The organism is Stieleria magnilauensis, assembly GCA_007753675.1.
In the GTDB taxonomy this organism is placed as follows: Bacteria; Planctomycetota; Planctomycetia; order Pirellulales; family Pirellulaceae; genus Stieleria; species Stieleria magnilauensis.
This window is the reverse complement of the sequence record CP036432.1, coordinates 1932805-1955937: the sequence shown is the minus strand read 5'-3', so window position 1 is coordinate 1955937 and position 23133 is coordinate 1932805. Positions and strand designations below refer to the sequence as shown.

Genomic DNA, 23133 nt, shown 5'->3' with positions numbered 1-23133 from the left:
CATGAGATCTTTTTCACCGCTTTTGAGCTGCCTGGCCCCCCTCGTGCTCGGTTCACTTTCGCTGTTCGCCGTGTCCAGCGTCGCCGTGTCCAGCGTTTCAGCGCAACAGGTCGAGCGACCGGTCCAATTGATCTTTGACACCGACATCGGAAATGATTGTGACGACGTGATGGCCGTCGGGGTGATCCACTCGCTGCAGTCACGTGGCGAGTGTGAATTGCTGGCCGTGACGATCACCAAGGACAATCCGTTGGCGGCCGCCTTCACCGACGCGCTCAACACGTTCTACGGACGCGGCGAGATTCCCATCGGCGTCTGCGACAGTGGCGTGACGCCCGAAAAAGGGAAATTCAATGTCTTGGCCGAACAGAAGGATGGCGGTCGATTGCGTTATGAGCACGACCTCCGCTCTGGCGAAGACGCCCCCGACGCGGTCGACTTGCTGCGACGAACGCTGGCCGGGGCCGAGGATCACAGCATCGTGATCGCCCAAGTCGGTTTCTCCACCAACCTGGCAAACCTGCTGCGCAGCGGCCCGGACGAGCACAGCAAGTTGTCCGGCGTGGACTTGGTCAAGCAGAAGGTGCGCCTGTTGTCGGCGATGGCCGGTGCGTTCACCAAGATCCCGAACAACAAGGGAGAACTGTACGATCACCGCGAATACAACGTGGTCAAGGACTTGGAAAGTGCCAAGTACTTGGCCGAACATTGGCCCGTCCCGATCGTGTGGAGTGGATTTGAGATCGGTTTGAATCTTCGCTACCCGCACGAGAGCATTGAAAAGGATTTTGGTTACGTCGAACATCATCCGGTCGCCGAAGCTTACGTGCTCTACAATCCCCCGCCGCACGATCGTCCGACGTGGGACCTGACGTCGGTCTTGCATGCGGTGCGGCCGGACCGAGGCTACTTTGACCTTTCGCCGCCCGGACAGGTGACGGTCGACAAAGACGGCCTGACGACGTTTGAGCCGGCCGACGACGGACGCGACCGCTATTTGATTCTGCGTGAGGAGCAAAAGGCCCGGGCGACCGAAGCGCTCGTTCATCTGACCAGCCAACCGCCGTCGAAGTGATCGAACCAGCGGAAAGCGGACGCGGTTCCCATCTCGGATGGATGTGCCGGTGAATTCAGCGTTTGTTCTTGAACGTTGAAATCACGTCCAAGGCGACGCGGTGTAATTTACGGTTGCTGTCCATTGCCATTTTGCGAAGCATGCGGTGCGCTTCGGCTTCGCCGAGGCGCTCGTGCCGCATCAACATCGACTTGGCCAGGTCGATGTCTTTTCGTGAATCCAGTTGCGTCCGATATTTGTCGGCTTCGTTCCGCAAGCGACGGTAGGCTGCAAAGGTTGCCATCGCCAGGTCGATCGCCGGCTTGACTTTGACACGATCCACGCTGTCGACCAGATACGCGCAGACGCCCGAGTCGACCGCCGCGTGGACGGTTTGGGCGTCTTGGTCTTGGGCGAACATGACCACGGGGGTGGGTTGGCGTTGCCTGATCTCCCGCAACTGTTCCAACGTGTCGCGTTTGGGGCTATCCAGTTCGATCAGGACAACGTCGGGTTTGACCGTCGCCACCAGCGCGAACAGGTCGTCCAGCCCAGACGTCGAGAAGACGTTGGTGTAGCCGTTGTCCCGAAGGATCTTTTCCAGAATTTCGCGACGCTGGCTCGACTGGTCGACCAGCATCAGCTTGAGCGTCGGCGGCGGAAGCGGTGTCGCCATCAGTTAGAACTTTTTGTAGGGAAGGAATTTGCCGCTGAACGTGATTTTCACGCGGTCTCCCTTCGGATCGGGTTCACGATCGACGTCAATCGAAAAGTCGATCGCGCTCATGATTCCGTCGCCGAATTCTTCCTGTGCCACTTCTTTCATCGCCATGCCGTAGACCTGCATGATTTCATAAAAGCGATAGACGAACGGGTCGCTGGGAATCGTTTGCGTCAGCGAGCCCCGATAGGGATAGCCTTGCAAGACCTTGCAATCGGCGTCGGTCAATTCCAACGCGTCCTTGACCGCGGCGCAGTCGTCTTCGCTCATCGAGCATTGACCGGTCAATGCCGCGGCGACCCAGACGGGACTCTGGCCCATCTTTTCGGCCAATTCGGCCCAGGTCAGACTTTTGGCGACCTTGACCGATTCGATCTTGGTGACGACTTGCTCGAGGGTTGGCATGGATTCTGTCATCGTGGTCATAAAGCGTACTCTGCGAAAGGAGAAAGGAACTGCTGGGTGAAAGGGTTGGGGCAAACGAGGAACACCACTCAATCCGGCTGGTTTTCGTCGCTGTGGGGGTAAGCTTGCATGGCGTGGGCGGTGTCATCCAGCGCCGTCGGCCGGCGGTTGTGGTCGATCAAGAAGCGCAGGATGCGTGTCCGTAGACGCATGTAGTCCTCCGATTCGATCAACTGTTCGCGAGTCCTCGGACGCGGGATGTTGATGTCGACGATTTCGGCGATCCGGGCTTCCGGGCCGTTGGTCATCAATGCAATTCGGTCACTCAACAAAATCGCTTCGTCCACATCGTGTGTGACCATGCAAACGGTCGCGCCGGCCACGTCCCACATCCGAACCAATTCGTCCTGGATCGATCCACGTGTCAACGCATCGATCTGAGCGAACGGCTCATCCAACAGCAGGGCTTTGGGTTGAACCGCGAAGGCTCGCGCCAGTCCGACGCGTTGACGCATTCCGCCAGACAGGTGGGCGGGCATCTTTTTGCCGATATCGGACAGTCCCATCAGATTCAGATAACGCGTCGTGTGTTGGGCAACTTGTTTGCTGTCCCACGACGGGAATGCCGAACGCACGGCCACGCGGACGTTGTCAAAGGCGGACATCCACGGCATCAAGGCGAACGACTGGAACACGACCATCCGGTCCAATCCCGGTCCCAGTACCTTCTTGCCGTCGACCAGGATTTCTCCGGACGTCGGCTGGTCGAATCCTGCGATGATGTTCAACAGCGTGCTTTTTCCACAGCCGCTGTGCCCGATGATGGAAACGAATTCCCCGTTGGCGATGTCCAATGACACGTCGCGGAAAACGCAGACTTCGCCATCACCGGTCAGGGACGGAAAAAACTTTGACGCCTCGCGGACGGACAATTGACCGTCGCTGGATTGGTCCGCTTCGGCTGGCGGAGCGGATTGAAGTTCGGGAGTTGGCATTTCAAGTTGCATAGCTGGCCGCCTTGGAAAGTTTTGAGAACAGGGCATCCATCAAGAAGCCCACGAAGCCGACCACAAGGATGGCGAACAAGACGCCGGCAATGTCCAAGTTGTTCCACTCGATCCATGTCAGATAGCCCACCCCGAGTTCCCCGAGCAGCATTTCTGCCGGCACGACGGCTACCAGGGCCGAACCGAAACTGATTCTCAACCCCGCGACGATCGCCGGAGCCGCGGCCGGCAAGATGACCGTGAACAGCCGCCGGAACCATCCGAATTCAAGCATCCGCGAAACCCTCAAGTAGTCCTTGTCGATCGATGACAATCCGAACGCCGTGTTTGCGATCGTGGGCCAGAGGGACGCCATGAACACCACCAGGATCGCGGTGATCGTCGGTTTTTGAACGGTGTACAACAGCAGTGGCATCCAAGCCAACGGAGAGATCGGCTTGAGCACCTGAAGGAACGGGTTGACGGCGTGAAAGATGACGGGATTGAGTCCCACGATCACGCCGACGAAGATCGCGACCACGCTCGCCAGCAGGAACCCGACGCTGAACCGCGACACCGTGTAGAAAATCAGGTGTCCGATGCCATGATCGTTGGTTCCGTTCTTGTGAAACGGATGCGAAAGTTCTTCGACGATCTTCTTGCCCACCATCAGCGGTCCGGGCACGCCACTGGTCTTTTCCTCGTTGAACACATAGTCTCCGGCGTCGTTCATCACGATGTCACCGTTGAACTCGAGCAACATCAGTTCCTCTTCGGTCTTGCCTGTCGGATCAAACGCGGCCCGGCTGGTCGCGTACTGCCAACCGCCCAGCAAAACGACCAGGATCACGACGCTTAGGATTTTGGCTTGCCACCACTTCGGATCGCTCGGCAAGCGCCAGGTTTTGCGATTCATCATGAATTCACCTGTCGGGGATTAAAGGTTGTTGATCGGAAAACTTGCCAAGTACTCGTCGGGTTTGTCCGGATCAAATTCTTTGCCCATGATCACGTGCTTGGTGTAGGTTTTGGTGCGATCTTCGTAACCCATTTCGGAAGCCAGTTCGTTGCACTTGGTCGCCAAATAAACTTCTTCGGCGACGGTCTTGTAATCGAAGTCGGTGTCGACGTGCTTCCAACGTTTCATTTGGGTCAGAATCCAGACGGCCATCGAGTGCCACGGCATGGGGTCGAAATCGATCCGATCGGGAGCGTTGCCGATGCCGCCCAAGCCTGTCGCATAGCGCCCGGTCAGCACCTGTTCGAGCACCGTGACGGGCTGATTCAAGTAATTCCGCGGCGCGATCGCTTTGGCGATTTCTTTGCGGTTGGCCTTGTCCGACGCGTAGGCTGTCGCGTCGACGATGGAACGGAATAACGCAAGGAACGTGTTGGGATGTGTGTTGGCGAACTCTTGCGAGATCGCGAACGCACAGCACGGATGTCCTTCCCAGATCTCCTTGGAAAGCTTGAAAATGAACCCCGCGTTTTCGTACACCGCCCGCTGGTTGAAAGGATCCGGGGCCAGGTAACCGTCGACGTTGCCGGCTTTCAGATTCGCCACCATTTCCGGCGGCGGAACCACGCGGATTTGCACGTCTTTGTCCGGATGCAATCCCCCTTCGGCCAGGTAATAGCGAAGCAGGTAGTTGTGCATGGAATATTCAAACGGCACGCAAAACCGAAAACCTTTCATGTCCTGAGCGGTTTTGACGCCCTTGTGCTTGTTCGCCAGCGTGATCGCTTGCCCGTTGATGTTCTCAACCGCCGGCATGTAGAACGGAACCTTGGGCGAACCGGCACCGAGTGTGATTGACAGCGGCATCGGCGAGAGCATGTGTGCCGCGTCGACTTCTTTGGTAATCGCCCAGTCACGGACCATCGCCCAGCCGCTGGCACGCCGGACCTTGGCATTGAGCCCGTGTCTTTCGTAGAAACCCATCGGTTCGGCCATGATGATCGGCGTTGCGCAGGTGATCGGAATGAAACCGATCGAGAGATCCGGTTTTTCGATCTTGCCGATTTCCATGGCCATTGCTTTGGCCGTATCCAAGGGAAACATGCCGCGGACGATTTCAGCGACCACACCGGCTCCCGCAGCCGCCAACACTTTCCGCCGCGAAACATCACTCTGTCCAAAGATCGCCTTGACCACCGCCGTTTCGACCGCGCGGCTCATCGCGTCTTCCGACGACAACGCCCGTTGCGGGACATCATTGACGGAACTGTGTTGGCACTGCGTTTGATCGGCCGGTTCGCAATGCGTGTGTCCATGGCCGCATCCCGCGTGGTGTTGGTGTTCAAGCGATTGATCGGGATCAAACGGATCACGGCGAAAGACACTCATGGCTATACTCCTTGGAATACGAATCGACGAGCGGCAGCACGCCGGCTCGTGATGGCGGAAGGGTCCGCGGGTTAGAAAGTCGGAACGACGCAATGCGCATCCGCTTGTTGTCTGATCGCTCAAAACATCCGATCACTCCGATGCTTCGCTGGCGTTCTTACGTCGCAACCGTTGTGCCAAACATCTCGTTTGATGCGATGGATCTCAACGCCAGCGCAATTGGATCGCTTGTTTGTCAATGATTTGGCGATCCGGACGGCAGTAAAAAACGATCGCTTTCATCTTCGATACGATTGCTCAGGCACCGCCGCTGCGCAAGGTCGGTGCAAGCCTGCTTATGGATCGTGCAATGCGAGACGAAGGAACGGTCATCACGCCAAACGCTACACCTCGCCGGGACCCTTCGTGTGGGAGTGCAAAAAATCCATCTGGCTCGGATTGATCATTCCCCCGACGAATGGCTGACACGAAATTCGTTAGAATTGTGTTCGCCCAATTCCCCCTGTCCGGAGACAACCATGAGATCCCGCAAGACTTTGTGCTCGATCACGGCCTGTTGGCTGTGTTGGACGGTTTCGTTGCTGCCGTCGACTTCATCGGCGCAAACCGCCGAAAAGCTTTCCAATCAGTACATCCCCGATGATGCGGTCGCCGCCGGATTCCTTTCTCCGCGTCAAATGCTGACCTCACCGGAGTGGAAATTGGCACCGATCGAAGTCGCGCAAGCCGCGGGCATGCAGTATGTCGGCGTCGACCCGCTGAATATCAACGACATTAAAGTCATCGTCGGCATGCCCGGCCCGATGGGCCCTCAGGCCGGCGCGGTGTTTGAACTCAACGTGGACACCGCCATCGGCCAACTGAATCCGATGATTCTGAACGAATTTGAAGCGAAAGAAGTCGACGGACTCGAGGTCTACGAAAGCCGACGTCCGCCGATCGTTCGGCTTCATCAAGCCGGGCCACGCACGATTCTGGTCGGCAGCGGCGGCTACCTGACGAAAATGCTTGCCGCCGGTGAAGGTGGAACCGGCCAAGTGCCAACTCTGGTTTCACGGATTCCGCGTCGAGATGGCGTGACGCTGGTCGCCGGCATGCAGCAGATCCGTCCTCTGGTGACCGGCATGCTGCAACAAAATGCCGGGCAATTGCCGCCGCAGCTCAAGGGGCTGACGGAGATCGGCGAACTGACCGATGCGTTGTACGTCAACATGGACTACGCACCGATGTCCGGATCATTGATGATCTCGGCGATCGGTCGCGACGAAGATTCCGCGGCCAAGCTGGAGGAAACGCTGAATCAGGCGATCGATTTCGGACGCATGATGGCAACATCCGAAATGATGAACAACGTCCGAGGCGACGATCCGGTCAATCAGGCGATGGCAAAGTACATCGAACGTTTGGGCACCGAAATCTCCGCGATGCTTCGTCCTGAACGCAGGGAGAAAATCGTCACGATGAAACTTTCCGGCAACGTGGGTACCACCGGCGTGCTGGTCGGGTTGCTGTTGCCCGCCGTCCAAGCCTCACGCGAAGCGGCGCGACGGATGCAAGCCAGCAACGAGCTGAAGCAGATCGGTTTGGCGATGCATAACTATCACTCCGCGTTTCGAAAGCTTCCCGATCGCGCGATCCGAGACGAAAACGGCAAGCCCCTGCTCAGTTGGCGCGTCGCCATCCTGCCCTTCATTGAACAGCAGCAACTCTACGAGCAGTTCCATCTCGATGAGCCCTGGGATAGTCCCCACAACCGGCCCCTGCTGGATCAGATGCCGAGCGTCTACGCCGATCCCAGTGCGATCGTGCCGCCGGGACATACCGTGTTTCAGGTTCCCCACGGTGACGGGTTGTTGTTCCATGATTCCGGCCCAACCGCGTTCCGTGATGTGATCGATGGCCTGTCCAATACGATCATGGTGATCGAAAGCAGTCGGGAGGCGGCGGTGCCGTGGACCAAACCGGTCGACATGGAATTTGACCTTGCCGATCCGCTGGCCAAAACGGGTGGCAACCGGCCGGGAGGGTTTCACGTGCTGATGGGCGATGGCGCAGTTAGGTTTATTGCCAATTCGATCGACCCCGAAACGTTCAAGAAACTGCTGACAAGTGCCGGAGCCGAGCCGATCGAGTTTTAGCGTGTTGTCCTGCGCTGCTGCGATGGACGAACCAGGTGAAATTCCATGGACCGTGACGACCCGACACGAATCCGCGACATCGCGACCCGTTGGAGTTTGATCCGCAAGGCGCACGCCGGTGACGACACGTCGGCAACGTCGGCGCGCCACGCCCTGGTCGACCGCTACTGCGGGGCGGCGTGGCGCTATTTGCTCGCCGTCACCGGCAACGAACAAATTGCCGAGGAGCTGTTTCAAGAGCTGGCACTGCGAATGTTGCGTGGCGATTTGCGTCACGCCGACTCAAGCAAGGGCCGCTTTCGGGACTATTTGAAGACCGTTCTGGTCAACTTGGTCAGGGACCACTACCGCAAACGCCCCGACGGGGAATCGTCGCAGGCGTTGTCCGATGCGCTGGCCAGCAAGGACGTCTCCGCCGCGATCGACGGTGAGGGCGAGTTCGTCGATTGCTGGCGTGACGAGTTGCTGCAAAAAACCTGGACGGCACTCGATGAATCCAGTGCGACGCTGGCGGCGGTGCTGCGGGCGCACGTCGAAAACGAAGAACTGACGGCGGCTGAAAAAGGGAGGATCGTCCAGGGAATGCTCGACAGTCCGTTCACGGCGAATCGCTATCGGGTGATGCTGCACCGGGCTCGTGACAAGTTTGCCAAATTGTTAATCGATGAGGTCGCCGCTACTCTTGATTCCCCGACCGAAGAAGAGCTTCGGCAGGAGCTGCGCACGTTGCGGTTGCTAAAATACTGCCAACCCAAGACATAAGCTTTCCCGAGATACGCTCTGTTTTGACATGTGATTTTAATGTCATCACCGCAACCACCTCGTTCAGGAACGCGGTGGCCGTCATGCTGAGCCAAAACCCGGCCATCGCCAGTGCGATCAGCACCACCAGCGTATGACGAAATTGATCATAGCTGTCGGCGGTGAAGTGTTCCGGCCCGACCAAGATCAATAGCGTCGCGGCACCCAAGGGAGTCAACCCGGCGATGATCTGGCAGACACGATTCTTGGCCGGGACGTCAGCGATTTCTTGCGACGCCGTTTCGCGTAGGCGAAAAACGTCACGCCACAGCGAGGTGTAAACGGCTCGCAAGACGACGAACGCAACGACGTAGTAGTTCGTGACGATCCCGACCAACCCCGTCACCACAAATGCGATGGCGGTGTGTAACATCACGCCGCGGTCGACCGGTCCGGCCAGCAGTTCCATCCCCAGAGGGATCGTGATCGCAAACGGCAGCCATCCGACGCTGCCGAGCACGAAGGTCCAGAACGGCAAACTCAGCGTCTGCCGCCTCGCTTCGCGGAGTTCACTGGCACGGAGCAATTGATCGCCGCGCAGTGTATTCCAGCTCTTCGCGGCGCGGAACAAGGTCCGGTGCAGCATCACGCCCATCAGCGAGATCACGGCGACGTTGTAGCCGACGACCATCTGAACAAACGCCGTCTGCTGCGCCGCCGTCAGATCTTTGATCACGACAAGGCCGATGTAGAGCAGGTTGATGCAACTGGCGGTCACGTTCGGCACACAGGTGCACAACAAGATGAACCAGAGCGGGTACCTTTGGGCGATGGTGGTCAGCGTCCCCTTGGCCGGCAGGGAGCGTTCGACGCGCAGCAATTCGAAACAGCCCGACAGTGCATCGGCGAGTTCTTTTGCGGAAGCATATCGATCCTGTTTGCACGGTTGGAGACAGCGACAGATGATGCGAGTCAGCGGCGCAGCGACGTTCGCATTGCGAAGTCGGCTCGCGGGGTCGATTGATTCGGCATGGTTGGTGTGCAGGTGATCGAAAAACGCGTTCGACGCGGCGTCTTCGGTTTCCTGCTCGGCGTCGGCCACGTCGGGTTCTCGCTCCACCCCAAGCCGGGCGTCGTGGTGTCCCGCGATCGCCAGATCCATCAACACTGCGCCGAGCGAATAGAGATCACTTTGCTCGGTGACTTGATCCGGGCCGCTGGGGTGTTGGGGGTTGAGGGCGTCAAAATGCTCGGGTGCCATGTAGCCGATCGTTCCGCCAAAAACCGCGTCCCCATCATCCGAAACGTCCGCCGCCGGCAACGACAAACTGAAATCCATCAACAACGGTTTTCCGTATTGATTGACAATGATGTTGCCGGGTTTGATATCCCGGTGCAGCACGCCACGGCTGTGCGCGTACGCGAGTGCTTCGGCCAGCTGTTGGCCGATCCAGCAGGTGGTTTCGTCGCGGTTGCATTGGGAGAGCTGTTCGCGGCTTCTCAGGCTGGCCGGATCCATGACGGCCGGATGCGAGTTGAGAGCGTCAACGATGTCCAGGATCGCGTTGCCGTCCTGTTGATCGCGATCCAGAGCACTCAAGCCCTGAATCACGTCGTGCAAGGTTCCCCCCGGCACATACTGCATGCATAACAATCGGATTCCCTTTTCCGAAACCACCTCTTCGGAAAAGACCGGGACGATATGGGAATGTTCCAGACGGGCCATCGTGCGCCCCTCGTGGCCCAAGTCGGCGGTGATCTTGAGTGCCACGTCGCGGTCGAGCGAGCGTTGCCGTGCGAGGAAAACTTTGCCGAACGATCCCTCGCCGGCCAGGCTGATCAGTTCAAAGTCGCCGATGCAACTTCCCAGCTTTGAAAACGCTGCAGCGAGCCGCTGGGATCGTGAGATCATCTTCGGCAGACTTGGAGTGAATCCGCTTCGCGTGTCCGATTGCACACGTGATTGTGGCGTGGTTGACTTGATTTCCGAGCGAAAAGGCCGAATCAGTTGCGTCGTCATCTAGCTCTCCAATCGGCAATGTTTTCGCGAATTGAGGTTTTGACGGTGCCTGAACAGGGATTCAGAATCGTCAACCTGCATTAGAAAAACTGAAGTCTTCGAGCCGCCTCGCGAATGCCCGCTGCTGAGATGATCGTGGTGTCAAAACGGATGTTGCGTGGAAAAAGATTAAAAAGAATAGAGCGATGTGAAACTGCTTCGTTGACGCTTCGGTTGCCGACACGCCGCAGGGGCGTGCGCGTGCAGGCCAGCGTGTGGAGGGCAACGTGTGGAAGCCAGCGCGGTAATCTCCGCGACGCCGTTGGATTCGGGGGCTATCATATGCGGATGGCGCTGCAAGGTTCCGCGCCGTTTTCCTCCCCGGATTCCCGCCTCGCCCCCGACATGTTCAGACATTTTCTCCAAGCCTGCTTCGTCGCCTGTTGTGTTTCCGTATCGGTCGCCTCGGAATCGCGTCCCAATCTTTTGTGGCTCTCCTGTGAAGACATCAGTCCACACGTGGGATGTTACGGAGACCCACACGCGATCACGCCGAACATCGATCGATTGGCCAGCGAGGGCGTTCGATACACGCACGCGTTTACGACCGCCGGTGTGTGTGCGCCGTGTCGCAGCGGGATCATCACGGGCATGTATCAAACGACGCTCGGGACACATCACATGCGATGCACGGCAACCCTGCCGGATTCGATCCGTCCGTTCCCAACCTATCTTCGCGACGCCGGCTACTTCTGTACGAACAACTCCAAACAGGACTACCAATTCAAGACACCCCGCGACACATGGGACGTCTCTTCGGGCAAGGCACATTGGCGTGACCGGGACGATGAGGACACGCCGTTCTTCGCCGTTTTTAATTTCACCGGTTGCCATGAGTCCGGCATCGCAAACAAAAGCAAGTACCAATCGGTGACTGAGGTTCTGACCGACGACCAGCGTCAAGATCCGGCGGCGTTGCAGTTGCCGCCTTACTACTGCGATACGCCGGTGACGCGCGAAGATTGGAAACGCAACTACGAACTGATCACGGCGATGGACCACTGGGTCGGCAAGCTGATCGACCAATTAAAACAGGACGGTCTGTACGAGAACACGATCATCATGTTTTGGTCCGATCACGGCGTCGGACTGCCGCGGGCGAAACGCTGGTTGTACGATTCCGGCACGCACATTCCGCTGGTCGTGAGGATCCCGAAAGCGTATCGCGTCGATGGACAGGGCACTCCCGGTGAGGTCTCCGATCGGCTGGTCAGCTCGATCGACTTTGGTCCCACCGTCTTGAACCTTGCCGGGCTGGATATTCCCTCCCACGTGCAGGGGCAACCGTTTCTTGGCACCCATCTGCCGCCGGCACGGCAATACGTTTATGGTGCCCGCGACCGGATGGACGAACGCTACGACATCATCCGCATGGTGCGCGACAAACGCTTTCGTTACCTCCGCAATTTTGAACCGCTGAAGACTTATCACCAGTACATCAACACCTGCGAAAAAGGTGCCACGATGCGTGAGTTGCGGCGGTTGCATGACGCCGGCGAATTGACGGCCGAAGCGGAATACTATTTCTCACCGACCAAGCCCGTCGAGGAACTCTACGATTGCGTGGCCGATCCACACGAAGTCAACAATCTGGCGGCCGACAGCGACTATGCCGATGTGTTGAAACGCATGCGTGCTGCACAAACCGAGTGGATCGGCGAAACGGGTGACTTGGGGTTGATCCCCGAAGCGATCATCGCCGAGCGGGCGAACGAACTGGGAAGTGAATATGCGATCCTACGACAAGCCGACGCGGAACAGTACAACGCGCAACTCGCCGACATCGCGGTCGCCGCTTCCAGCGGACCGTCGGCGCTCAAGAAGCTCGTTGATTCGGCCGATGATCGCGATAGCGTGATTCGCTATTGGGCGGCCACCGGCATCGGCAATCTGGGCGTGGCGGCAAGGGCCGCGGCGGCGGATGCGATGAAGACGTTGCTGACCGATTCCTCCTCGGCGGTTCGTACCGCGGCCGCACGAGCGCTGTGCCGGATGGAGTTGCCCGAACAAGCGCTACCGGTTTTGATTGATGAGATGACCACCGGCGCCCAATGGGAACGTCTGCAGGCGGCCATCGTGCTTGACGAGATCGACGAACAGGCGCGGCCGGTGATCGATCAGATGAGCGAAGGATTGGAGTATCAGAAAGGATTCAATTCCGATGGCAAGTACCGCGTTCGCGTGATGAACCGAGCATTGAACGAACTCAACGGAACGTCCAACGTGGTGGATTGAGTCACGGTTGTTCAAGCGGTGCGCGACGGCTGGCATGCACAGCATGCCCTACTCTGAGGCCGCAATTTGCAGGCCGTAGGTCACGCTGTTGTTGATGACTGGCATGCACAGCATGCCCTACTTTTGGTCCAATTCGCTCAACTTCAGCCGGACGCTCATGATGTAGGGCTGCTCGCCCTTGATCCAGTGACCGTAGGTGGTCGTGACGATTGTGTCATCGGGCAACACTTCGACTCCGGGATAGGCGGTGTCGGCGCCTTTGGTGTTGTCGCCCAGTCGCACGAAGTACTGACCGTCGCGGCCGTTGACCAGATCGTCCCAGGTTCCGACCCAGCCGACCCAATCGCCTTCAAACGGACGGTCTTTGCGGGATTGGACCGGCGATTGGCAACGATAACTGATGAACAGTCTGCCATCGGCGGTGTACTTTCCGGTGTGGCGATCCCCGGTCAGGGCGAGCGGCAATTCTCGAGGCGACGACCATGTTTTGCCTTCGTCATCGGAGAAGATGATGTGGGAGTTCTTTCGGCGGGCATTTTCACGCAGCAACACCGCCAGTCGCTTGCCATCGGGCGACCGGATGCAACCGGGTTCGCAGAGATGAACGTCGGAGGATTGGTAAACGGATTCGGGGGCTGACCAAGTCAGGCCACCGTCGGTCGAAAACGATTTGTAGAGCGTGAAGGTCTTGGAGCGCTTTCCATCGGCGGTGAAGAATCGCCCGTCGTCGTGGAACATGGCCAGGTAATGGCCAGGACCGGTCTTGAGCGGTTCGACAAATCCCATCACGACGATCCCGCCCCAATCGCCGACCGGTTTCAGCGGGCTCCAATCTAGCCCGTCATTCTCCGAGACCGCCAATCGTGCGGGATACAGCCCGGACCACATGATGATACGTTTGGTCCCGTCGGGGCCGATCACGCGGTGCAGCGTGGGGACTTCCTTGGACGTCGACCAGTTCTCCGGGGTCGGCAAACGGTCGCTCCACGTCAATCCGCCATCGTCGCTGCGTTTGTAAACAATGCCCCCGCGACCGTGACCTTTGGGATAAACGCACAACATCGTCTTGCCGTCTTCCAGCAAACACGTGGTCGGGTGTCCGAGGTATTGGCCGGGCTCGCGATCGACAATCACTTGACGGTCGGTGTCATCCCCCAGATCGATCGTAGTCAACTGCGGTGACTTGGATGTGCGTTGTGGTTCCAAGAAACCGTGTGACACCAGGAATTGATCTAGCTCGCGAATCGTTGACTGGTAGTTGGAATTATCGCCTCGTCCGTGATTAAAAAAGCCGTGCCCCTGGCCTTCAAATCCGATCAGCTCGCATGCATTGCCGGCTTTCTTCATCGCCTGACAGAACGCTTCGGCCGTCCAATAAGGCACCGTCTCGTCCGCTTTCCCATGGAACAGAATGGTCGGCGGGGCGTTTGAATCGACGTGGTGGACCGGCGAGAGGGCGCGAGGATCGGTTCCCATTCGTTCGGCGAGTCCTTTCAGTTTCTCCGGATCCAGTGGCGGCCGGTCATTGATTTTCGCTAGCACGACCGCCGGATTAAACAGCGCCATCGCGTTGGGGCGACTGCTGACCGATGTGTTTTCGCCGGATTCGTCCAATCCCTCGATCACGCCGGTGCAGGCGGCGACGTGACCGCCCGCCGAACCGCCGCCGGCGACGATGCGATCGGGATCGACACCCAAGCGATCGGCCTGCTCGCGGATCCAACGGACCGCCGACTTGCCGTCTGCGACACATTTGAGCGCCTTGGTCCCTTGGCGATTCAGCACGCGATAGTCGGCGGTCATTGCGACCATGCCGCGTGAGGCGAGGTATTTGCAATGCTCGAGGAACTGGTTGGGTGTACCGTTTTTCCATCCACCGCCGAAGAAGAACACGATGGCCGAACGCCGATCGGTCGGTTTGTGATCGTCGGGGTAGAACACGTACAGTTTCAACGACACCGGGGCTCCCTCGGCGTCCTCGGTGGTCTTGTAAACCTCGACCGCTGCTCCGGCAGCGCGCATCTTTGTTTCGGTTTCTTGATCCTGGGCGTGCACGCCGACGTTGGGGATCGCCATCAGTGCGATCAGCACCAGGAGAACGGGAACTCTGTGGGACATGTGGGCCACCAAAACGGGAGAGAAATCGGAAGGGGCGTGGAACACGCCGGAGGCTGGAATGGATTAGAGTATAGCCCCACCCGCCGCCTCGTGTCTTCCAGCGAGGTCGCGTGATCGAGCGTCTTGCTCAGCACGCCAGTCCTACAGACAAGACGCGCTTCCATTCCCCTTGCCAACGAACGCATCCACTCATGATTCGATTCAAGCGTTTTCCGTTCCTGGTCCTCTTTTTGGCGTCGTCGGTTGGTCTCCATGCAGCCTTCGCCGAAGATGCGAGACCCGACGATCAACGATCCAGCAACACGCTCGATTTTGCCATTGCGGAATTTTGGGAAACGCTTGACGGAAAACCGGTGACGGACAGCTGGGAATTCGCCGATGGGGAGGTGCGTCTGGTCCAGCCACGTGGCGGCAACGGCAGTCTCGTCAGTGGGCCGTTGCCGCCCAATTTTGAATTGTCATGGGAATGGAAGATCGACGAAAAAACGAACACGGGACTAAAGTACCGGGTACGTCGATTCGGCAAGCACCTGTTCAGCAACAATTATTTGGGAATCGAGTATCAGATCATCGACGACAAACCGACCAGTCTGGCCAAGGGCAGCACGGCTTCGATTTACGATCTGGTGGCGCCCGAGCACGAGAAGGTGCTGCACCCGGCCGGCCAATGGAACCAATCCCGTGTCGTCGCCAGCGGCCATCGACTGGAACACTATTTGAATGGCCAACTCGTTGCTTCTGCCAAGACGACCGGCCCGAGCTGGGACAAGACGATCGCGCTGAGCAAGTTTTATGGTTCGCAGGATTTCGGCAGCCCCAAGCCCGGCGATCGAATCATGTTGACCGACCACGGCGGAAAAGCGGTCTATCGAAAGTTTCAGTTCACCGCGATCGACGTCGCTCCCGCGGATCTCGAAACGCCGATCGCGACGGCACCGTTCCTCGGCAATGCGATGCGGAACAGCTGGGCGGATCAAGATTCGATCGTGATTTGGACTCGCACCACCGCGCGGCCCGATTTCGTCGCCGACGGCAAAGCGTTCGTGTCGGTCTCCAGGAACGACGCTAGAAAACTTGCCAACGAAACCGATGCCGAAAAATTGCTCCGTGTCCAACTGCCCGAGGGCGCCGAATTGTCCGAAATGCTGGGGGCATGTCCTGGGGCGCCTGGCCGCGTCCGTCTGATGTACTTTCCGGGCAAGCAACGCTACGCGCTGAAAACCACCGAGTGGATCACAACGAAACCGGAAAGCGACTTCACCGCCCAATGGAAACTCAAAGGGCTTAAGCCTGACACGCAATACGCTGCGATTATCGAAGCACAATCACTCGATCGCGACGAAACAACCGCGGTCGTCCGTGGCGCCTTCCGAACCGCACCGAAAGCAAACGCGCGAAAGGACGTGAAGTTTTGCATCACGACTTGTCACGACTTCATCCGCCGCGACGACGGGATGAAGGGACACAAGATCTATCCGACGATGACCAAAATGCAACCGGATTTCGTCGTCCACGCCGGTGACATCGAATACTACGACAAACCCGATCCCTGGGCGATGACGATCGAATTGATGCGTTTCAAGTGGGGGCGGATCTTTGCTTTGCCGAGCAACCGTGACTTTTACAGCCACACCACCAGCTACTTTTTGAAGGACGACCACGACACGCTGAAGAACGATTGTTGGGCCGGGCAAGCCTATGGTTCGGTCAGTTTTGAGCAAGGCGTCCAGCTGTTCAACGAAGAACAATTCCCTTCGTTGACTCCACGCTACACCAACGTTCGCTGGGGGCGTGATCTGGAAGTCTGGTTCTTGGAGGGACGCGACTACCGCAGCCCCAACTCGATGCCGGATGGACCGGAGAAGACCATTTTGGGCAACGAACAGAAGGCTTGGTTGTTCAAGACGCTCGATGAATCGACTGCGACATTCAAAGTGATCTGTAGCCCCACGCCGGTCGTCGGCCCTGACAGAGACAACAAGAAAGACAATCACGCCAACGAGATCTTCGCCCATGAAGGCGACGAAATTCGCGCCAAACTGGCGACGATCGACAATGTGATCGTCTTGTGCGGCGACCGACATTGGCAATACGCATCGTTCGATTCCGAAGCCGACCTCTGGGAGTTCGGCTGTGGACCGGGCAGCGAGGAACATGAATTGGGTTGGAAACCGGGCGACGAACGCCCCCAACACCGCTTCCTACGCGTCGCCGGCGGATTTTTGTCCGGTGAATTGAAATACGCCGGTGAAGAAGACGAGCCGCGATTGACGCTCCGTCATCACAAGGTCGACGGAGAAGCCGTCAGCGAGTTCGCGTTTCCCGTCAAAACCGAGTAGGGCATGTTGTGCACGCCGATCGTCTGCCGCCAAGGTAACAGCAGAACGCATTCAGCAACCGTTGGTGTCTAGCCTTTAGCCCGGATATTGCATCCGCTGACTGGTTGACTCTGATTTTAGACTGAGTTACGGCGAGGCTGTCCACGATAGCCGGTTTTTGCTGCAATCGATTCGCTGCGGGCAGAGGGCCCCCTACCCCCAGACGACCGGAAGTCGCTGCGCGGTGCCACACGATGCGATGGGAGTGGCTAATCGCTACGGCACAGACGTGCCAGCACCTGATTGAACAGCGGTTCCCAGGGGCAATGGCTGCAAAGATGAAATACCACCCGACGACAAGTCACTCGAACTCGGGCTGCTATTTTCAACAGTCGCAATCGAATCGTGTCCACACGTAGACGACTCTGTTTCGTTCCACTCAGGCCCAGGCGACGCAACCCATCGAGTAGAACGTAAGCAAATGATGAAAGCATCACGCGGAACTGATTGGCAATAAAACGGGTGCAACTGGTGCGATCAGCGAACAGACAAAGCTGTTGCTCTTTGATCCGATTCTCCATCTCGCCACGCATGCAGTAGTGCTCTCGATAAAACTTCTCCGGGTCATAAGCGACAGAGCACCATGTCCCTGGAGTCTTAACTTGTAGCGGCTGCCTTTTGCCATCGACCATCGGTCGATGGTAGGTCGTGTCGACAATGTCGTCACTTGAGAAACAGTTTGTTACGACGAAGCGAGGATTGGGGCCTTTGGCGGTATACTCTGCTTTGCCGACCACCCAGCGATGGCGGTCCCACGTCCTGCCGGTGCGATAGCGAAACCACTTGTAAAAGGCTTGTTTGCCACCACGGTGGAATCTCTCGACTCTTGCGCGAGTCATTTCGCAGGCAATTTGCTTGACCAAAACCTTATTCTTGGGCAAACCAAAGACGTAGTGGACATCGTTTTTGTCGCACCAGCGCATGAGGCGTTCGATCGCAAAACCTCCGTCACCACGAAGGGTGATTTTGACCCGAGGCCATCGTTGGCGGATCCTTGCAACAAGCAATTTTGTGATTCCGCGTGCGTGATGGCCATCACCGAGGTTGGCTGGACGAAGATACGAGACGAGAAGTTGGTCGCCGCAAAACACGTACAGAGGTTGGAAGCAATAGCTGTCGTAGTAGGCATTGAAAGCCTTTTTATCTTGATCGCCGTGTACCTTGTCGTCCGTTGCGTCTAGATCGAGTGTGATTTCATCAGGCGGGGTGTCGAAGCTGTCAAGAAAAATGTCGACGAGGATCTTGCTGAGTTCGAAGAGTTCTTTTTTGGTGATTCGGTTTTCAAATCGGGAATGAGTCGAGGGGCTCGCCAGAGTGGGATCCCAATCGTCATCCGACCTGTCATTGATTCGAGGGGGCCGTCCGGCGGCGACTTGAAAGGCGGCATCATCGCGAAGCTGCTGTTGATCGTTTGCGTCTTCGTATCCGGCCGCGATCGCAAAGATTCGACTGATAAGGATTTCCGCTTGAGAATGAACGGTGTGAATCGGATCACGCGGGTCGTGAATCGCTTGGTCGATCCGCTTGATCAAATTGAGCTTTTTGTCGACTTCGCGAAGCAGGACGAGGCCCCCATCGGAAGTGAGCGATCCGCCGTCGAAATCTACCTCAACGGCCTGCCTTCTGAGGCGTTTCAATGCGGGACGATTTCGTTTACGCTTTGTCATTGCCGAAAGCCTTGGTTTTGTGGTCTATGAAGTGTCGTAACTCCAATAGATACACGAACTAAGGCTTTCGCGCTATAGGGGCAGTCGAATAAGCGGATGCAATATCCGGGTTAGGCGATTCCCGGTCGCTGCGACGCAGCGACGGTGGGCGGCTGCAGCCCAATACCGCTACGTGAAGACCAACGGGGAGGCCCGGACGCTGGCGCGAACCGGCTGATGTCAAACGATTGTCAGCCGTTTGGCGCGAGCCTACGGGCCCTCACCTGAGGAAACATCGCTGCGACGCAGCGACCGTGGGCGGCTGAAGCCTGCACACCAACACTCATGCCCGTGCCGTACTCACGGCTCAGGCGTCCAAGCGTTCTCGGATGAAGGTCGGATTGGGCGTTCCGCGTCCCTTGCGGTCACAGCGAAAGAATTCCGAAACGTAACGCACCGGCGTCTTCTTTTCGGGGACTTTGAATCGGTCGCCTTTTTGCAGCACGGGACGGGTTTCGTCCATGCGTCCGAACTGGCGGGTACCGGCAGCCTGACAGGGATACCAGTGTCCGTTGCCGTCGGCGTCTTCCAGATAGAATTCGGGATAGCAGTGATCGGGAATCCAGACGACGCGGGCGGGTATTTTTAGGTTGCGGCAGATCGCGACAAACAGACTGGTCATCTCTTCGCAATCACCCTTGCCTTCCTGCAGGGCCTGTGATGCGTTTTTCAAATCGCCTTCGACGTACTGCACTTTGTCGCGAACGTAGTCATAGATTAATTCCACGCGCCGCCAGTCATTGTCCGCTTCCATCTCCGCGACTTCTTTGGACGCTTCGCGGATCGAACGGTGCGAGGCATCGATGAAGGGACTGTTGCCGGTGTAGAGTTTGACGTCGCGTGGTGGTCGTTTGGGAATCACGAGCGTCGACGTGTCATCCGGGGGCAGGATTCGCGACCGCTGAATGTCGACATCGATGGTGAATTCGGCGGTTGATCCGGCAGCGACACGCGCCATTTGCAAGACGACCTGTTTTGTTCCTCCTCCCAACTCGCGGATTTCCCAACGCGTGACTTGGGGGGCGATGTTCTGATTCCGCACCGTGACGGTTTGTTCGGGCCAGTCGGTGGGCACGGGAAAGGTGGCCAGGACGTTGGTGCAGGTCACCGGTGTGGTCAAGACCAGACCGATCCGCCAGTGCGTCACCGGCTGTTCTTCGTAAACCAGTGATTGGGCGTAGGCCGGCGATGAAACAAGGGAATCGATCGAACCGACTGCCGCGGCGCCCCACAGCGCCGTGCGTTTCATCCAATGTCGTCGACGGATCGAATCGTTAAATCGCATGGAGGTTCCTGAGGGCAGCAGCGGGTTGAAATGGGAGTCGGCTGATGAGACCGAACGACACCCAGCAACCTACCTAGAGTAGTCTGAACGATGGAAAGCACGAAACGCAAACGAGTGAGTCTCCCCGTGCCTGTCTCACCCGCTTGCGTCTCGTGCGATAGGGAATGCCGGATCAGTTGACCGCTCGGGCACCGGGCGGCAACGGTTCTTCATAGATGATTCGGTCGCCATCAGCGTCGACTCGGTAGCCGACGTCGGGGTACCCGTAGTAGTTCGCCCGATAGCCTTGGGCATCGGTCGGTGCGGGTTGCCAAACGCCGCTATACGGTTGAATGTAGCCCTGGCCGTTGACGATTCCACCCTGGGCCACGCCGTTGGCGGGGGTGCAGCAGTACGGATCGGCCGGGTAGGCGCTCATCGCGCGGGCCGCCGGGGCATAGCCGGTGGCGCAGGGATCGGGGTTGCATCCATAGCCGGCCGCCGGCGGGGCATATCGGGGTTGGGCCGCCAGGGGCTGGTTGCAGGTCGGCTGGTCCGCTGCCAGGGGGGCTTGCCGCCGCAGCGGGGTGGCCAATCGCGTGCACAAACCGCATTTGGCTCCGCGACCGAAAAAGAAGTTTCGGAACGGGGTGCAGCCCGAAGTCGTCGTTACGACAGCGACAGTCATTGCGACTAGAATAATACGATTGTTCATTGGAGATTCCGCGATATGCACAGGGAGCGTATTCGTTGGTCTCGGATCGAGAACCACACAAAACTAGGACGCTCTGAATGATGTGCAAACGCAACATCGTTTTTTTTCAGCAACAATTTGTTGCGTCCAGTCAGACGCTAGTTCTCACCCACCCGCCTTTGATCCCACCTCAAGCCATATGATGCGGATGTTCCCGTCAATCCGAATCTTCGTGTCGCTCGTGTGCGTTGCACTGCCCATTGCACTGCCCATTGCACTGCCCGTTGCGTGCATGGGCGATCATGCCGCGGCAACCGACCACGAAGTGATTGTCGATGTCGTCGAGGCCTCGGTCGACCTGTCCCAGCCGAACGGTGTCGAGGCGAACGAACCGGAAACTTTCGCCGCGATCGCCGCGAACTGTGATAGTGATGAAGCGGCGGTGGCCGACTTTCTCGCCGCCAGTGATTGTTGCGTTTGTGATGACGATCGCGTCTTTCTCGTCTCGACCCGTCACCTCACCGCGGATTGCTGTCGCGCCTCGCTGGTCGAGATTCCCTTTCGGATGTGGCGCATCGATGGCGGAACGGTCTGTGAGATCAATCAGCATGACTACCTGGCATCCGTTTCGCCCGAACGCCCCGTCGTGTTCTATGTCCACGGCAACCGTATGCCGGTGTGCGAAGTCGTCAACCGATCGTCGATGATTCGAAATCGGATTCGGATGCGTGGGGCCCGCGGTCCGATCGATTGGATGATCTACAGTTGGCCGAGCGAAAAGGAAATGATCGGTGTCAAGGATTTTCGACTCAAGGCAGATCGCTGTGACGCACAAGGGTTGTACCTGGCTTCGTTTCTGCGTCACCATGTCCAGGCTTCGGTGCCGATGGCGATGATCGGATACAGTTTCGGAGCACGCGTGACCACCGGCGCACTGCATGCGTTGGCCGGGGGCGCACTTTCAGGGCGACAATTGCCCGAGCCTCCGTTGACCGGTGCCAACGTTCGCGTCGGTTTGGTGGCCCCCGCGATCGAGTCGAAATGGCTTGGCGACAACGGTTACCATGGTTCTGCGACCAAGAACATGGACGAACTCGTGTTGCTCTACAACCGACGCGACGTGGTGTTGAAACGCTATTGGTTGTTGGAGAGAATTCGCCGCGACACGGCACTGGGTTACAGCGGGCCGACCATCTTTGCGAATCGTGTCGACGGCACGCGATTGCCGGTTCGCTCGCGCGACTGTGCCTCGATCGTCAAACTTCGCCACTCGGAAATGGACTACTATCAAGGCGGTTGCAACGCCGGAGTCGACATGGCGAGGCTGATCAATGGAATCCGACGAATCAGTTTCTGATTCCACCCGTCCGGTCGATTCAGGCGTCACGCGTCTGGCGTATCACAACGGATCATGGATCAACGCGGATGACGTGTGTTTGTCGTCGCGAGACCCCGCGGTCACCCAAGCGGTGACGGCCGTCGAGCGCGTCCGCGCCTACAACGGCCGGCTGTTCGAACTCGACCGGCACCTGGATCGTTGGCAACGCACCACCAAGGCGCTCGATCTGACCGGACTTCCGTCCCGCCCATCGCTGTCGCGATTGATTGACGAAGCCATCGCGCGGAACGGGGCGTGGTTAGCGAGGCAAAAAGAATTCGGCGTGCTATGGTTCGCAACACCCGGCACGGCTGATTCACCGACCCTGGTGATCGATCTGTACCCGATCGACTCGGCATTGATCGAGCGGCGAACACGATCCGGCAGCCTCCTGGTCGTCACGTCCGTCCAGCAACCGCCGAGCGCGTGTTGGTCGCGCAACATCAAAGTCCGCTGTCGACTGCACTACTACCTGGCCGATCGAGAGGCACGACAGACGGACAGCGACGCGATCGGCATTTTGGTCGATTCCGACGGCACGGTGACCGAGTCGAGTATCGCAAACCTGCTGATCGTCGAAGCGGGCGGCGTGGTGTGTCCGCCGAGCGATCAGATTCTCAGCGGCGTTTCGCTGCAAGTGGTCCGCGAACTGGCGTCTGAAATCGGGATCACTTGGCGCGAGCAACGGATCTCGCGCGAACGACTTGCCGCCGCAGAAGAAGTCTTACTGACGGGAACGAGCTGCGGGATCTGGTTCGCCAACTCGATCGACCGCTCCCCGCTGCGAGCGGCCGGACCCGTCTATCAGCGTCTCCGATCGGCATTCGAGGGCCGTGTCGGGTAGTGGATGTCTCAGCGCCGGCGCGAGGGTCCTGCTCCGGCCGGTAGCTTCCCCTTCAGTTGTGCATG

Annotated in this window: 17 protein-coding genes; 7 read left to right on the top strand and 10 right to left on the bottom strand. The window is 58.2% G+C overall.

The window, feature by feature from the left end:
- The first annotated feature begins 1 nt into the window (after position 1).
- Positions 2-1075, top strand: coding sequence for a nucleoside hydrolase (locus TBK1r_RS07055; RefSeq protein ID WP_145208467.1), 1074 nt, complete (start codon positions 2-4; stop codon positions 1073-1075).
- Positions 1076-1130: 55 nt separating this feature from the next.
- Here TBK1r_RS07055 and TBK1r_RS07050 read toward each other — a convergent pair whose 3' ends face one another.
- From TBK1r_RS07050 to TBK1r_RS07030, 5 genes are all read right to left on the bottom strand, one after another.
- Positions 1131-1730, bottom strand: a complete 600-nt coding sequence (locus tag TBK1r_RS07050; protein WP_145208465.1) for an ANTAR domain-containing response regulator — start codon at positions 1728-1730, stop codon at positions 1131-1133.
- Between the two features lie 3 nt (positions 1731-1733).
- Positions 1734-2180: a cyanase gene (cynS, locus tag TBK1r_RS07045; protein ID WP_145222183.1), complete on the bottom strand. Its 447-nt coding sequence runs from the start codon at positions 2178-2180 to the stop codon at positions 1734-1736.
- A gap of 89 nt (positions 2181-2269) precedes the next feature.
- A complete protein-coding gene (locus tag TBK1r_RS07040) occupies positions 2270-3175 on the bottom strand; it encodes an ABC transporter ATP-binding protein (protein WP_145208463.1) in 906 nt (301 codons plus the stop codon).
- Between the two features lies 1 nt (position 3176).
- Positions 3177-4085, bottom strand: coding sequence for an ABC transporter permease (locus TBK1r_RS07035; protein ID WP_419581064.1), 909 nt, complete (start codon positions 4083-4085; stop codon positions 3177-3179).
- Positions 4086-4103: 18 nt separating this feature from the next.
- Positions 4104-5513, bottom strand: coding sequence for a CmpA/NrtA family ABC transporter substrate-binding protein (locus tag TBK1r_RS07030; protein WP_145208461.1), 1410 nt, complete (start codon positions 5511-5513; stop codon positions 4104-4106).
- 518 nt (positions 5514-6031) lie between these two features.
- Between TBK1r_RS07030 and TBK1r_RS07025 the strand changes: the two genes are divergently transcribed.
- Together TBK1r_RS07025 and TBK1r_RS07020 are read left to right on the top strand one after the other, a co-directional pair.
- Positions 6032-7651, top strand: a complete 1620-nt coding sequence (locus tag TBK1r_RS07025; RefSeq protein ID WP_145208459.1) for a DUF1559 domain-containing protein — start codon at positions 6032-6034, stop codon at positions 7649-7651.
- Positions 7652-7696: 45 nt separating this feature from the next.
- Positions 7697-8413 (top strand): RNA polymerase sigma factor, encoded by a 717-nt coding sequence (locus TBK1r_RS07020; RefSeq protein WP_145208457.1) that lies wholly within the window; start codon positions 7697-7699, stop codon positions 8411-8413.
- On the opposite strand, the gene TBK1r_RS07015 is transcribed toward TBK1r_RS07020, so the two are convergent.
- Entirely contained in the window at positions 8328-10304 is a 1977-nt protein-coding gene (locus TBK1r_RS07015; RefSeq protein WP_419581063.1) for a serine/threonine-protein kinase, read from the bottom strand. The genes TBK1r_RS07020 and TBK1r_RS07015 overlap by 86 nt on opposite strands.
- A gap of 492 nt (positions 10305-10796) precedes the next feature.
- Here TBK1r_RS07015 and TBK1r_RS07010 point away from each other — a divergent pair, with 492 nt between their 5' ends.
- On the top strand, positions 10797-12686 hold the full coding sequence (locus TBK1r_RS07010) for a sulfatase-like hydrolase/transferase (protein WP_145208453.1): 1890 nt from the start codon (positions 10797-10799) through the stop codon (positions 12684-12686).
- A 117-nt stretch (positions 12687-12803) separates the two neighbouring features.
- On the opposite strand, the gene TBK1r_RS07005 is transcribed toward TBK1r_RS07010, so the two are convergent.
- Positions 12804-14804: an alpha/beta hydrolase fold domain-containing protein gene (locus TBK1r_RS07005; RefSeq protein ID WP_145208451.1), complete on the bottom strand. Its 2001-nt coding sequence runs from the start codon at positions 14802-14804 to the stop codon at positions 12804-12806.
- Positions 14805-14995: 191 nt separating this feature from the next.
- On the opposite strand from TBK1r_RS07005, the gene TBK1r_RS07000 reads away from it, so the two are divergent.
- The gene (locus TBK1r_RS07000) at positions 14996-17143 is read left to right on the top strand and encodes a 3-keto-alpha-glucoside-1,2-lyase-like domain-containing protein (protein WP_145208449.1); all 2148 of its coding nucleotides are present in this window, start codon (positions 14996-14998) and stop codon (positions 17141-17143) included.
- A gap of 248 nt (positions 17144-17391) precedes the next feature.
- On the opposite strand, the gene TBK1r_RS06995 is transcribed toward TBK1r_RS07000, so the two are convergent.
- The 3 genes from TBK1r_RS06995 to TBK1r_RS06985 all read right to left on the bottom strand — a co-directional run bounded on the left by TBK1r_RS06995 (position 17392) and on the right by TBK1r_RS06985 (position 20867).
- Positions 17392-18849, bottom strand: coding sequence for an IS1380 family transposase (locus TBK1r_RS06995; RefSeq protein WP_145208447.1), 1458 nt, complete (start codon positions 18847-18849; stop codon positions 17392-17394).
- A gap of 346 nt (positions 18850-19195) precedes the next feature.
- Complete coding sequence (locus TBK1r_RS06990; RefSeq protein WP_419581062.1) at positions 19196-20173, bottom strand: transglutaminase-like domain-containing protein; 978 nt, start codon at positions 20171-20173, stop codon at positions 19196-19198.
- A 172-nt stretch (positions 20174-20345) separates the two neighbouring features.
- Positions 20346-20867: a hypothetical protein gene (locus TBK1r_RS06985; protein WP_145208445.1), complete on the bottom strand. Its 522-nt coding sequence runs from the start codon at positions 20865-20867 to the stop codon at positions 20346-20348.
- Positions 20868-21138: 271 nt separating this feature from the next.
- Between TBK1r_RS06985 and TBK1r_RS06980 the strand changes: the two genes are divergently transcribed.
- Positions 21139-22203, top strand: a complete 1065-nt coding sequence (locus TBK1r_RS06980; RefSeq protein ID WP_419581061.1) for a hypothetical protein — start codon at positions 21139-21141, stop codon at positions 22201-22203.
- Entirely contained in the window at positions 22178-23068 is an 891-nt protein-coding gene (locus TBK1r_RS06975) for an aminotransferase class IV (protein WP_145208441.1), read from the top strand. The genes TBK1r_RS06980 and TBK1r_RS06975 overlap by 26 nt, the downstream gene beginning before the upstream one ends.
- Positions 23069-23133: the final 65 nt, after the last annotated feature.